Origin of the sequence: Nocardia sp. NPDC003269, from assembly GCF_042888005.1 — a bacterium.
Classification (GTDB): domain Bacteria; phylum Actinomycetota; class Actinomycetes; order Mycobacteriales; family Mycobacteriaceae; genus Nocardia.
Genome location: NZ_JBIAPA010000004.1, coordinates 285,035 through 297,926 on the forward strand (window position 1 = coordinate 285,035; position 12,892 = coordinate 297,926).

Consider the following 12,892-nt stretch of genomic DNA (forward strand, 5'->3'; position numbering starts at 1 on the left):
GCCGGGCGGTGCCGAGCTGGTAACCTCGATCTTCGGCGCGGTGTTACCCGTAGTTCAGCACCATCTGCTGCATCGTGGGCGCGCGCCCGACGAGCTTTCGAGACATACCACCCAGCGACAGGAAACCAGAGGATACAGGCGTGGCCAACATCAAGTCCCAGATGAAGCGGATCCGTACCAACGAGGCGGCGCGCAAGCGCAACCAGTCGGTCAAGTCCGCGCTGCGCACCGCGATCCGCAACTTCCGCGAAGCTGCCGCGACCGGTGACAAGGAAAAGGCTGCCGAGCAGCTGCAGTTCGCGAGCCGCAAGCTCGACAAGGCCGCGTCCAAGGGCGTCATCCACGCCAACCAGGCGGCCAACAAGAAGTCCGCGCTCGCGCTGGCTCTGAACAAGATCTGATCGGAGCGGGGGCTCCCCGCTCAGCAATACTTCGCAAGACGCAGCCGCCGTGGCCTCGATGACCACGGCGGCTTTTGTCGTCGGCTACCATTCCGCGCATGCTGACGGTGTACGCGAATCAGACGGTGGTACGAGGCGACGACCTGGCCGAGGTGATCCGCGCCGCGGAGATCCTTGGGCTCGGTCTCAAGATCGAGAATGTGATGGTCCCGGACGAGGACGGCGGCTTCGCGGCCGCGTGGATCGTCACCAGGGAGGACGAGGTCCCGCTGTACGAGGAGTGGGACGGTCGCTACGAGGATCTCGAGGACGACGAGGAACTCGCCGTCGTCGGCGACTGATCAGTTCACACAGGGGATCTGCCCCGAGGTGATGTCGCTGCGGACCGGTGTTCCCGCGTCGGGGGTCTCCGACACCGAGGTGGTCGTGCTGGTCCGCCAGGCGCCCGTCGTCGTCTCGTACGGCCACGCGGCGGGTGGTTCGGTCCGCGCCGTGGTGCGCCGGGTGGTCGTGGTGGCGGGGACCGGCATCCCGAACGCGGCCGCGATCTCGCGGCGGATCGCCGAGCGGTCCACGATGTTCACGTCCTGCCCGTTGATCACGTCATAGCGCAGGATCGGCAGGGTCCGGAATTCGACCTGCGGGTCCTTCGCGGAGCCGAGCGTGCGCACGAATTCGGTCATGTTCCAGCCGTCCGACAGGACGATATTGCGGTGCGCCACCTCCATCAGCGCCGACAGTTTGCCGGGGTCGGTCAGGGTGCCCGCGCTGCGCAGCTGCCTGGCCACCGAGGTGAGGAAGGCCTGCTGCCGGTGCGTGCGGTCCAGATCGCCGTTCTCCAGTCCGTGCCGCTGCCGCACGAAGGCCAGCGCCTGGGCCGGGTCGAGATGCTGGCGGCCCGCCGGGAAGTCCGCGCCGGAGAACTCGAGGTCCTGCACCGGATGGTTCAGGCACACCTCCACCCCGCCCAGCGTGGCCGCGAGATCGTAGAAGCCGGCGAGGGTGATCTCGGCGAACCGGTCGATCGGCACCCCGGTCAGATCGCGGACCGCCCGGACGATCGAGGCGCGCCCCGCCTCCCGGCCCGCCTGCTCGAGCTTGCGCTGATCGGTGACCCCGCGCGCGATCAGCTGATCCTGCACCGCGGCCTTCTTCAGCCCGTACGCCTCCTTGATCTTGGCGTGGGTGTAGCCGGGAATACCACTGACCGGCACGTAGTCGTCGCGCGGAATAGAGACCGCGACGATCTTGTCCATCGCGGCCGGAATATGCACCAGGATCAGCGTATTGGCGTTGTAGCCGCCCTCGTCGCCGTCCCCCGCGTGCAACTGGTCCAGGATTTCCGGCGGCAGCTCGTTCCCGTTCTGATCGCGGCGCGTGTCGAGCCCGATCAGCAGGATGTTCAGATCCCCGCCGAGCGAATGCGGCGCATCGTCCTCGATGGCGTGCGAGCGCAGGAACCCGGCGTCGAAACTGCCCGCCGTCGACCACCCGTACGCGGTGACGGCGACCACCAGGGCCGACATCCCGGCGGCGAACCCCTTCCCGAATGCCCTGGCCAACCGGCCCGCCGAGGCACGAGCGCGGCCCCTGCTCCCGCGCTCCCCGGTCCGGCTGACGGTCGGGTCGTCCATGTCATGATCAACTGTGCCAGCCGCACGACCGCACCGACATCGCGATTCGGTCCCGATTCCAGCGTGTCCCGGCGTGTCCGCTCAGCGAGTGGACCGGGGCGGTGTGGCCCTCAGCCCGCGGCGCGGAGATCGAGGATGCGGGAGAGGGCGTGTTCCACGGCGTAGGTGGCGTCGGCGGCGCCACCCTTCACGTCGGCGTTGAGGGCGGCGACCACGTGGAGCGCGGTGCCGATGGTGGCCGGGGTCCAGCCACGGGCCTGGGCCTGGGCCTTCTTGACCTTCCAGGGCGGCATGCCGAGCTGCTGGGCGAGTTTGAACGGGTCACCCCGGCCCGCGGAGCCGACGCGGGCGATGGTGTGCACGGAGTCGGCGAGGGCGTCGGCCAGCAGGACGTGCGGGACGCCCCGGTCGGTGGCCCAGCGCAGAGCTTCCATCGCGGCCGGGCGGTCGCCCGCGACGGCGAGATCGGCCACGTCGAAGCCGCTGACCTCGGCCCGGCCCGAGTAGTAGCGGCGGACCGCGTTCACGTCGACCTTGCCGCCGGTGTCGGCGACCAGCTGCGAACACGCGGCGGCCAGCTCCCGCAGTTCCGAGCCGACGGACTCGATCAGCACTCCGACCACGTCGGGCGCCACCCGGACGCCGAGGGTCCGGAACTCCGCCCGCACGAACTCCGCCCGCTCGGTGGCCTTGGTGAGCTTGGCGCACTCGTGCACCACCGCGCCCTGCTTCTGCAGGGCGGGAGCCAGCGCCTTGGCCCGGCCACCGCCCGAATGCAGCACCATCAGCACGACACCCGCCGGCGGGTCGGCGGCCGCGTCGGTGATCACCGCCACCGCGTCCTTGCCCGCCTCCGCGGCCGATTCGAGCACGATCACCCGGTCCTCGGCGAACAGCGACGGGCTCAGCAGCTCGGCCAGTTCGGCGGTACTCGCGTCACCGGCGCGCAGCCGGTCGACGGGCACCGAGTCCGGGTCCGGCGCGCAGGCCCGCACCTGGCCGGTCACCTGCGCCACCGCGCGTTCGACCAGCAGCTCCTCGTCACCGAGAACCAGATGTACCGCGGCAGGGCGTTCGCTCACCAGGCGATCCTACGTTCGGGCACCGACAGCGAACTGGCCGCGGTCCTTCGTCGGTGCGCCGCTCCCCACGGGCCGGCGGTGGGCGAGCCCGACCCGGCCTGCCGGCACCGAAGCACCGGTGTGCGCGGTGTCGTCGACCGGCGCCCGAGGCCAGGTCACCGCGCAGGCATCGTGGACCGTGGCGGTCGGTGCGGGCGCGAGCCCGTCGGCGGGACGTGGCGATTCTCGGGTCCGCGGCGGTACCCGACACAATCACGTCGCCGTGACGGTCGGTGCGGGCGACGGTCACGGCGAGCGTGTCCAGCGCGGCGATAATCGTGGCGTGCGGGTGGCCGAAGGAGTTGTCCGTCCCGGCACTGATCAAGGCCAGGCGCGGGTGGACCGCGCGCAGGAATTCCGTTGTGGTGGTGCGGGATCCGTGATGGGGAACCTTGAGGATGTCGGCCCTGATGTCGTGGTCGCGCGACACCCGGGACTGCGCGGTGGCTTCGATATCGCCGGTGAACAGGATCGTGCCGACAGCGGTGCGCGCCCTCAGCACCAGAGAACGATCGTTGGCGTCGTCCAGATCCAGTGACGAAGGTGCTTCCTGATCCGGTGCCAACACCGTCAATTCGACTGTCCCGAACGTGAGTACATGACCCCGATGCAGCTCCATCACCGGGATCCGTGCGGACTCCGCGAGTTCGACGACTCGCTCGACGCCACCGGATTCGGTGCTGTGAGCAGTCAAAGGTCGCTGCGCCACAATGCCCTGTTCAGCGGTGAGAGGTGATGTAGTCGAGTGTTCGCCGTTCGGGTGGCGGCCGTCGGTGACGGGGCTCCCGTCGTTGGTGGAGGAGCCACGGGTGGACGGCTCGTCGCTGGTGGACGGCCCGTCACCACCGGAGCGCCCGCCACCGGCGGAAGATCCACTGGCAGAGGAGCCATCACTGGTGCGGTGCCCGTGGCTGGTCGGGTGGAGTTCGCCTGGTGCGGTGGCTATCGCGGCGATGGTGCGGCCGCGGAGCACGCCGGCCAGACCGTCGATGTGGTCGGCGTGGGGATGGGTGAGGATCAGGAGTGGGACATGGGTGATGTGCAGGCGGTCCAGGCAGCGGCGGATCGGGCGGGGGTCCGGTCCGGTATCGATCACGATCGCGGCGCCGGGCGCGACGGAGAGGGCGAGTCCGTCGCCTTGGCCTACATCGCACATCGCCAGCACCCAGCCCGCGGGTGGCCACCCTGGCTGCCAGAGGCGCACTGGGACAAGCACTACCGCGATGCCCAGGGTGCCGACGGCGAGCAGTCGGCGGGCCTTCGACCACCGCAGGGCGGCCACCAGGACGACAACGATCGCCGCCGTGACCAGTCCCCCGCTCATGCCGGAGGGCACCGAGACCGTGGCACCGGGGACCGCGGCGACCCGGTCGGCCACCGTGAGCAGCCACCACATCGGCGGGCGCGCGCACCACAGCACCCACACCGCGGCATCACCCCACAGGCAGGCGAGGCCCGCGCCGACCGCACCGATCACGGTGATCGCCCCGACCACCGGCGCGACCAACGCGTTCGCGACGATCGCGACCACACTCACCCGCCCCGACAGCGCCACCATGAGTGGAAGGGTGACGACGAACGCACCCGCCGACACCGCGACGATCTCCGCGGGTGCGCGCCACCACCCCCGCGCCCGCAACCAGTCCGCCCACGACGGCGCGAGCAGGATCAGACCGGCGGTGGCGAGCACCGACAGCGCGAACCCCGCGCTCACCGCCAACTGCGGTGCCACACCGAGCAATCCGATCACCGCGGCACCCAGCGCGGGCAACGCCTGCTTGCGCCGCCCGGTGAGCAACGCGAGCACCGTCACCGAACCCATGGCAGCCGCCCGCAGCACGCTCGGATCAGGCCGCGCGAGGACGACGAACATCACCACCGTCACTGCAGCGGCCACGGCACTCGTCTGCGGACCCGCGGTCAGCAATCTCGTCAACGCGAGCAGAGCGGTGAGCAGGATCGTGAAGTTCGCACCGCTGACCACACAAAGGTGTTGCAGACCTGCGATCTCGAAGGCATCCCTGACCTCCTCGGACAGCCCGGCGGTATCGCCGACGACGAGCGCCGGTAGCAGTCCCGCCGCAGCAGGTGGCATCGCCCGCGCCGAAGCCGCCGCCAGATCCGCCCGCACGCCCGCTGCCATCCGCTGCCACCACGGAGGTATCCCGACCCGCTCCACCACGCCGACGGGGTGCAACGCCGCCACCGTCAGGTTGGACCGATTCGGCTCGGCGACCTTCGCCCGAAACCGAATGACCTGCCCGGGCGACAGTTCAGCCCACTCCTCCCCCGGCGCGAGGATCACCAGCGCCCCACCGCCCCGGGTGAGTGTCGACCCGACCAACCCGCCGAGCCGGTTTGTCATCGCGCTCGCCGTCGGCCCGCCCACCGGCAGCCCACCCGCTGACGGCACATCTGCCGTCGGCACCTCCATCGGCAGCACGCCCACCGACGACACACTCACCGGCGTCACCTCCACCGACGGCACACTCGCCAGCGACCTGCTGATCGTCGGCACACCCGCCGACGACACCCTTGCCAGCGGCACCTCCACCGGCAGCACGTCCACCATCGGCACACCGGCCGACGGCACGCCCGCCGACAGCACATCCACCGACGGCACGCCGGCCGACGGCACATTCACCGGCGTCACCTCCACCGACGGCACACTCGCCAGCGGCCTGCTGATCGTCGGCGGCGCGTCGACAGGCGGCACACTCGCCGGCGTAATGCCGATCGCCGGCTCGTTCAACGGTGGCATGTTCACCGGCGGCACACTCGCCGACGGCACACTCGCCGACGGCACGCTCATCGCCGATGTGCTCGTGCCTCTGCTGAACTCGCGTAGTTCCGCGTGGACGATCCACCGCCGCTGTCCGCCGAATCCGCCTGCCCGCATCGGTTTCGGGTCGTCGGTGACCACAGCCAGCACTGTCACCGTGCGCCCGAACGACTCCCGCAGCGGGTGTGTCTGCACGTGGTGCGCGCGCCAGGCTCCCGCTGCCCCGAACCCGGCGGTCGCCAGCATCGTCGCCAATCCGGCGACTGCAACGACCCGCCATCGCTCACGCTTGTGCGCGATCGCCCACAGCAGCACTACCCATGCGCCGATCGCCACCACCACTGCACCGACCGCCAGTACCAGCCCCGCGAACCATCCGAGGGACACCGCCACGATCGTCGCGGCCCAGCAGCCCAGTGCCGCCGGGACCAGGCGCATGTCCAGGACCTGGCGTTCGGTCTCCTCCGCTATCTCCTCCTGAGCCGCGGCACTCATTCCGAGTCCGGGTTCGACATCGGCGCGTCATGGCAGACCGCACTCCGCCCGAGCACCGACGACACCCCGAAGCACCCGAATTCCATACTGCTGTAGGAGTGTTCGACGCAATCCGCGAAGCAGGTAGAGAACCCGCTCGCCGGTAGCGGGTCCGCTTCCGGCGTCGATACGTCCGCGCTGTCGCCGTCTGGGTCGATCGACTCGGTCACGTCGTCACCAGGTCGCGGAGGCGGGCCAGGCGGGCGGGGCCGATGCCGTCGACTTCGCCGAGCTGGGCGACGTCGGTGAATCGGCCGTTGGTGGTGCGCCACGCGAGAATGGCTTTGGCGGTGACCGGGCCGACTCCGGGGAGGGCGTCGAGTTCGGCTTCCGTCGCTGTGTTCAGGTTGACGCGCGTCTTCGAGTTCGGGGTATCGGTGTTCGGGGGCGGTCCGCTCGTGGCGTGTTGCCCCGTGGCGGGTGCGCGGTCGGCAGCGCCGATCATGACGCTGCCGAGACGTGGCGGTCCCGTTTGGGGGCCGGTCGTGCCGACGACGACCTGGTCGCCGTCGGTGAGGCGCTGGGCCAGGTTCAGTCCCGCGAGGTCGGCGCCGTCGGTGGCACCGCCCGCTCGCTCGATGGCGTCGGCGACGCGCGCGCCTCCCGGCAGATGATGCAGCCCCGGCCGTTCGACCAGACCCACCACGCTGACAACGACTTCCGCGGTCGGGCTCGGCATGGCGCCGGCCACCGCGGCCAGGCCCGCGCTCGGTTCCGAGTGGGTGCCCGAGGTCTCCGCGCGGACGACGGGCACCGGCGGCAACGACTGCGGCGTCGGCTGATCGCGGAGAACCAGCACACCGGTGCAGACGACGGCCGCCACCCCCACCAGGCCGAGAACCAGCGCACCGCGGCGGCCGGGGTCGACTCGCGCCTGGCGGAACCGGTCCGGAACGAGTCGGCGCAGTCTCCCGGAGTCGGCACCCTCGTCGAGCCAGCCCGGCGACCGCACCTCCCCGGTCGGGGGGAGTTCCTCCTCGTCCCACCGACCTTCGGTGCTGCGGCGTGGACGGGCCGTGCCCGGCTCCCCGCGCAGCGAGCCGGACCCGGGTTTGTCGCGCAACGCCAACCCACCCAGCCGTTGCCGTACCCGCTCGTGTTCGTCGTGTCGTGACATGCCGGCGACGCTACGAGGCGGCGACCGCGGGAACCCGGCGCCGACCTGGGCTTCGAGCGAACCTGTGGACAACCGTGAGCCTGTGGACAACTCCCGGTCACGCGGTCGTCGGGACCGGTCTCCGCGCTGCCCGAGCGAATACGGTGCGCCCATGGCCGAGACCACGTACGGATGGACCCATGGACCTCGCACAACGATTCCGCGACTTCGCCCACCGCGAGGCGAACGGCAATTCCCCGCTGTACCACCGGCGCGCGCTCGAGATCGCCGAGGACCCGGCGGTGCTGGCGCTGATCGCCGCGCTGCCGACCGGCAAACAGCAGCCCAACCTGGTGCTGGCGGCCGCGCGGGTACACGGCGCGATCGCGGTGCCCTATCGCGATTTCCGCGAGCAGCTGATCGCGCACTGGCCGTCGATCGCGGCGACCGCGCTCGCCCGGCGCACCCAGACCAACGAGGCGGGCCGCGCGGCCACCCTGCTGCCGGTCCTCGCCCGCCTGCCCGGACCGCTGGCGCTGATCGAGGTCGGCGCGTCGGCGGGGCTCTGTCTCTACCCGGACCGCTACAGCTATCGCTACGGCGCGCTCGCCCTGGATCCGGCGGACGGTTCGTCCTCGGTGGTGTTGCGGTGCACGACAACCGGCGCCGTGCCGATTCCGCAGCGGCTACCCGAGGTCGTCCATCGCGCCGGAGTCGACCTGAACCCGCTCGACGCGGCGGACATTCGCGACCGGGAGTGGCTGGAAGCACTCGTCTGGCCGGGACAGGACGACCGACTGTCCAGGCTGCGCAACGCGTGTGCGATCGCCGCCGCGAACCCACCGGCACTGGTGACGGGCGACCTGAACGAGCGAGTCGCCGAACTGGTCGACGCGGCACCCGGCGACAGCACCGTGGTCGTGTTCCACAGCGCGGTGCTCACCTATCTGCCGGCCGCGGCACGCGAGGGATTCATCGCCACGGTCCGCGCGCTGCCCTGCCACTGGGTGTCCCAGGAGGGCACCGGGGTGATCGCCGAGTTCACCGACCGTGTGCCCGTGCGGAATTCGGGACGGGCTCGGATGGTGCTCGCGATCGACGGCGAGCCGGTCGCGTACGCCGGGCCGCACGGTCAGTCACTCGACTGGTTCGGCCCGGCATAGCGGGAACACCCTCAGACGCGGCGCATCACCGAGACCACGCGGCCCAGGATCACGGCTTCGTCGCCATCGATGACCGAGTAGGCGGGGTTGCGGGGTTCGAGCAGGACGTGACCGTTGCGCCGGCGATAGACCTTGACGGTGGCCTCCTCGCCGATCATGGCGGCAACGATGTCACCGTTGGTCGCCTCGCGCTGGCTGCGCACCACGACCAGATCGCCGTCGCAGATGGCGGCGTCGATCATCGAGTCGCCGCGCACTCGCAGCCCGAAAACCTCACCGCGACCGACCAGTTCACGCGGCAGCGTCAGCAGGTCGTCGGCGTGCTGCTCGGCCAGGATCGGCGTGCCCGCGGCGATGTCGCCGACCACCGGCACGGTCACCGAGTCACTGGAACCGGCGGCGGGGGTGTCGCGCAGGAACAGACGCACATCGATCTGGCGGGCCATCCCGGTGCCGCGCCGCAGGAAACCGTCCTCCTCCAACGCTTTCAGATGCTGGGAGACCGTGGAGGTGGACCGCAGGCCGACCGCGTCGGCGATCTCCCGCGCACTCGGCGCGTAGCCGTGCGCGAGCACCGAATCCCGGATCACGGCGAGGATGTGTTGCCTGCGGGGCGGCAGGTGCGCGGTGTCGGGGAAGTCGAAGTCGTCGTATCCGGTCACCGGGGCATCGTAGAGGCCCAGCGGTCCGGACCGTCGGCGCAGGCTCCCGGTGTGCCACTCAGCGCCGGAAATCGGCGCCGGTCAGGAACACCCACCGGGCACGACCAGCACACCCAGCGCGCCGACACCGAGATGGACACCCAGGGTGGGACCGAACTCGCCGACGTACAGCTCCTCGACCTCCGGCACCTGTTCCCGCAGCTGGGCCGCGATGCTCTCCGCGGCATCGGCGGCGCCCAGGTGCTGGACCGCCAGGGCCGCACCGTCGCGCCCGGCCGCCTCCACCGCGGCCGCGACCAGCTTGGCGTAGGCACGCGACCGCGTACGCACCTTCTCGCGCAGTTCCAGCTTGCCCTCGACCAGCTGCAGCAGCGGCTTCGTCACCAGCTCGCTGCCGAAGAACGCGGCGGCACTGCTCAGCCTGCCGCCCTTGCGCAGCTGCTCGGTGCGGTTGACCAGGATGAACGTGCGGGCACGGGCGGCGGCCGTCACCGCGCGTTCGTAGACCGCGTCCAGCGCCTCACCCGCCCGCGCGCGGCGGGCGGCCGCGAGCACCGGCAGGCCGGTCGCCAAGCCGGCCCCCAGCGAATCCACCAGGCGCACCTTGTCTTCGGCGCCCATGTCACGGACGGCCTGCCTGCCCGACTCCCAGGTCGCCGACAGCGTGCGCGACAGGTGCACGGCGACGACACCGTCGCCGTCACTGCGGCTCAGCGCCCGCTCGTAGACTTCGCGCAGCTCGCCCGGCGACGCGGCCGAGGTGGTGACCGAGTCCGTCGAGTAATCGATCTCGACGGGGTCGACACCCTCCCGGATCTCCCGGTCGCCGACGAGCACATGCAACGGGACCACTTCGATACCGAGCTCGCCGACGACGTCGGGCGACAGCCCGGCCGCCGAATCGGTGACCACCACAACGGTCACGGACTACCGGACCTCCTGCAGCGCCTTGGTCATCGCCGTCGCCACCGCCGCGTGCCCGGCCCAGCCCCAGTGGATGCCGTCCGGGTTCGCCGCGCCCGACTCGATGTCGTCGCGCACGGCCTCGCCGAGGTCGACCAGCGGCACCGCGGTACGGCCGGACCACGCCTGCAGCGCCTTGACCGCGCGCGCCCGGCCTCGGTGCACCCGCCCGTAGGCATCGCACTTGTGCACCGACGGCAGCACCGCGACCACGGGCAGCTCGGGACGCAGATGATTGAGCGCCTCGCGCGACTGCTCGAGGTAGTCGACACTCACCTTCGGCGGAAGCGCCACGGGCCGACCGAGTTTCGACAGCTTCGGCTGCAGCCAGTTGTAGGAGGCGCGCACGCCGCGACGCAGCTTGGGCGGACGGATGTAGCGGATCAGCTCGCGCAGCGCGGTCGGCAGCGGCGAGGGCAGCGTGTCCATGCCGCCCACGGCGAACACGACGGCACCCGCCCGCGGCACGGCGGCCCACACCCGGGGGTCACCGATCAGCGCCCAGTAGGCGTCGCGGCAGGTCCACCCGATCCGGGCGATCAGCTCGACATCCCAATCCAGTTCGGCGGCCACCATATTCGGCCAGATCCGGGGATCGTCAGCGGGCAGGCCGCCTTTGGGTCCGTAGTAGGCGAGCGAGTCGGCGATCACCAGCAGCACGGGCCGCGGCGAGGCGGACTCCACCGGCCGGGGCGCGGTGGACTCCTCGACGAGGACGACCTCCGCGGCCGCCGCACCGAGCGATTCACCCTGTGCGACAGCGGTCTCCGCGACCGGAGCCGCCACCTCGGTGACCGCAGCGGCCACCGTGACGGAATCGACGGATGCCGCGACGGCTTCGTCCGTCTCCGTCGCGACCACGTCCGGCACCTCGTCCGCCGCGGTGTCCGCGTCAGCGGAACCATCGGCCGCACTTGCCGACTGGAGATCCAGCGCCGCAGCGGGTTCGGCCGCCGATTCGGCGGGTGCCGCATCGACGGGAGTCACGACGGGAGTCGCACCATCGACTACCTCGGTGTCGGCGGTCTCGGTGTTATCCGGCTGCGCGACAGTCGATTCAGCGTCCGGCTGCGCGGCGGAATCCGCTTCGACGGCTTCGGCGACAGCGGCGCCCGCTGTGGCGGGCTCGCCGTCGACATCGCCGTCCGCGTCGTCCGACGAACCGGCCACCGCCGATTCACCGGCAGCGGCCTCGGCCTGCTCGGGCTCGGCGTCTACCGGCGCGGGCGGCGGACCGAACAGCGCGTCGGGTAGCGAGCGCTCACTGCGCGCGGTGACCTGCTTGAAGAGTTCGTCCGGTACCGAACGGATGGGCTCCTCACGCTCGGGGCGTGCGGGCTTAGCGGGTGGCGGGCCGAACAGCGCGTCCGGCAATTGCCGTCCGGCCTTGGCCGTCACCTGCTGGAACAGTTCGTCCGGTACCGATCGGACGGGCTCTTCAGAGGACATCGGGAGCTACCTTCGCCGCTGCGTTCCAAACATCGAGGCGCCAGCCGGGTCGGTCGATGTCGGGCCCGTGGCTGGACAGCTGCACCCAGCTCGTGTTGGCCAGCCCGCCGAGGGCGGGCCAGTTCTCCGGAGGCAGTTCCAGCAACGCGGCCGTGAGGGCAGCGATCAGCCCGCCGTGCGCAACCAGGATGATAGTCCGGCCGGGCCAATCCTGTCGCTCGTTGTACAGTTCGCGCACCACCGGAAGCGCACGCGCGCCCACCTCGAGTTTGCTCTCGCCGCCGGGCGGTGTGTAGGTGGCGTCGAGCCGCCACTGCACGCGCGCGCCGGGATAGTCGGCGTCGACCTCGAGATGGGTCAGCCCCTCCCAGTCACCCAGGTGGGTCTCCCGCAGTCGCTGATCGGTGACGACCGGCAGATTGCTGATGTCGCCGAGCGCCTGCGCGGTTTCCTTGGCACGGCGCAGATCGGAGGCGTGGACCGCGATCGCGTTGCGGGACACCAGTTCCCGCGCCGCCTCTTTGGCCTGCTGCCTGCCGAGGTCGGTGAGATCGGTATCGATCTGGCCCTGCATCCGGTCGGCGGCGTTCCACTCGGTCTGCCCGTGCCGCAGCAGGATCAGCGTGCGCACATGGGCGTACTTGCTCACTCGGTGTCGCCCTCTACCTGTGCGTCGTCGGCGGCGGGTGTCGCCGGGGTGGCGATGCCCTCGACGGCCACGGTCGGGCAGTCACGCCACAACCGCTCCAGCGCATAGAAATTGCGCTCGTCGTTGTGCTGGATGTGCACGACGATGTCGACGTAGTCGAGCAGCGCCCAGCGACCCTCGCGGGTGCCCTCGCGGCGGACCGGCTTGTGCCCGGCTTCGCGCAGCTTCTCCTCGACATTGTCGACGATCGCGTTGACCTGACGCTCGTTGGGCGCCGAGGCGATCACGAAGCAGTCGGTGATCACCAGCTGCTCGGAGACGTCGAGGACGACGACGTCGGTGGCGAGCTTGTCGTCGGCCGCGAGTGCGGCGACCTTGGCCATTTCGACCGCTTCGGCAGTGGCAGTCACGACTGCACCTCGCTCGTGTGGCTCAACG

Annotated in this window: 14 protein-coding genes; 4 read left to right on the forward strand and 10 right to left on the reverse strand. The window is 70.8% G+C overall.

Annotated elements, in window-relative coordinates; all coding sequences use genetic code 11:
* The first annotated feature begins 140 nt into the window (after positions 1-140).
* Positions 141-401: a 30S ribosomal protein S20 gene (rpsT, locus tag ACFYWJ_RS29570; RefSeq protein WP_355278610.1), complete on the forward strand. Its 261-nt coding sequence runs from the start codon at positions 141-143 to the stop codon at positions 399-401.
* Positions 402-499: 98 nt separating this feature from the next.
* Entirely contained in the window at positions 500-742 is a 243-nt protein-coding gene (locus tag ACFYWJ_RS29575) for a hypothetical protein (protein ID WP_355278607.1), read from the forward strand.
* Here the strand turns inward: ACFYWJ_RS29575 and ACFYWJ_RS29580 are convergent, their stop codons facing one another.
* From ACFYWJ_RS29580 to ACFYWJ_RS29590, 3 genes are all read right to left on the reverse strand, one after another.
* Positions 743-2,035, reverse strand: coding sequence for an LCP family protein (locus ACFYWJ_RS29580; RefSeq protein WP_355278605.1), 1,293 nt, complete (start codon positions 2,033-2,035; stop codon positions 743-745).
* A 110-nt stretch (positions 2,036-2,145) separates the two neighbouring features.
* Entirely contained in the window at positions 2,146-3,117 is a 972-nt protein-coding gene (gene holA / locus ACFYWJ_RS29585) for a DNA polymerase III subunit delta (protein WP_355278602.1), read from the reverse strand.
* Positions 3,077-5,521, reverse strand: coding sequence for a ComEC/Rec2 family competence protein (locus ACFYWJ_RS29590; RefSeq protein WP_355278600.1), 2,445 nt, complete (start codon positions 5,519-5,521; stop codon positions 3,077-3,079). Before ACFYWJ_RS29590 ends, holA begins: the two co-directional genes overlap by 41 nt.
* On the opposite strand from ACFYWJ_RS29590, the gene ACFYWJ_RS29595 reads away from it, so the two are divergent.
* Positions 5,481-6,419, forward strand: a complete 939-nt coding sequence (locus ACFYWJ_RS29595; protein WP_355278597.1) for a hypothetical protein — start codon at positions 5,481-5,483, stop codon at positions 6,417-6,419. The genes ACFYWJ_RS29590 and ACFYWJ_RS29595 overlap by 41 nt on opposite strands.
* A gap of 10 nt (positions 6,420-6,429) precedes the next feature.
* On the opposite strand, the gene ACFYWJ_RS29600 is transcribed toward ACFYWJ_RS29595, so the two are convergent.
* Both ACFYWJ_RS29600 and ACFYWJ_RS29605 read right to left on the reverse strand, forming a co-directional pair.
* Entirely contained in the window at positions 6,430-6,642 is a 213-nt protein-coding gene (locus tag ACFYWJ_RS29600) for a hypothetical protein (RefSeq protein ID WP_355278595.1), read from the reverse strand.
* Positions 6,639-7,589 (reverse strand): ComEA family DNA-binding protein, encoded by a 951-nt coding sequence (locus ACFYWJ_RS29605; RefSeq protein ID WP_355278593.1) that lies wholly within the window; start codon positions 7,587-7,589, stop codon positions 6,639-6,641. The genes ACFYWJ_RS29600 and ACFYWJ_RS29605 overlap by 4 nt, the downstream gene beginning before the upstream one ends.
* A 179-nt stretch (positions 7,590-7,768) precedes the next feature.
* On the opposite strand from ACFYWJ_RS29605, the gene ACFYWJ_RS29610 reads away from it, so the two are divergent.
* Positions 7,769-8,731 (forward strand): DUF2332 domain-containing protein, encoded by a 963-nt coding sequence (locus ACFYWJ_RS29610; protein ID WP_355278591.1) that lies wholly within the window; start codon positions 7,769-7,771, stop codon positions 8,729-8,731.
* An 11-nt stretch (positions 8,732-8,742) separates the two neighbouring features.
* Here the strand turns inward: ACFYWJ_RS29610 and lexA are convergent, their stop codons facing one another.
* The 5 genes from lexA to rsfS form a co-directional block, all read right to left on the reverse strand.
* Positions 8,743-9,393 carry a transcriptional repressor LexA gene (gene lexA / locus ACFYWJ_RS29615; protein WP_355278589.1) on the reverse strand — a complete coding sequence of 217 codons (651 nt, stop codon included), beginning with the start codon at positions 9,391-9,393 and terminating at the stop codon, positions 8,743-8,745.
* An 81-nt stretch (positions 9,394-9,474) separates the two neighbouring features.
* Entirely contained in the window at positions 9,475-10,317 is an 843-nt protein-coding gene (locus ACFYWJ_RS29620; RefSeq protein ID WP_355278588.1) for a DegV family protein, read from the reverse strand.
* Between the two features lie 3 nt (positions 10,318-10,320).
* Positions 10,321-11,805, reverse strand: a complete 1,485-nt coding sequence (gene octT / locus ACFYWJ_RS29625; protein ID WP_355278586.1) for a diglucosylglycerate octanoyltransferase — start codon at positions 11,803-11,805, stop codon at positions 10,321-10,323.
* The gene (locus tag ACFYWJ_RS29630; RefSeq protein WP_218721444.1) at positions 11,795-12,454 is read right to left on the reverse strand and encodes a histidine phosphatase family protein; all 660 of its coding nucleotides are present in this window, start codon (positions 12,452-12,454) and stop codon (positions 11,795-11,797) included. Before ACFYWJ_RS29630 ends, octT begins: the two co-directional genes overlap by 11 nt.
* Positions 12,451-12,864, reverse strand: coding sequence for a ribosome silencing factor (gene rsfS, locus ACFYWJ_RS29635; protein WP_316573883.1), 414 nt, complete (start codon positions 12,862-12,864; stop codon positions 12,451-12,453). The genes ACFYWJ_RS29630 and rsfS overlap by 4 nt, the downstream gene beginning before the upstream one ends.
* Between the last annotated feature and the right edge of the window lie 28 nt (positions 12,865-12,892).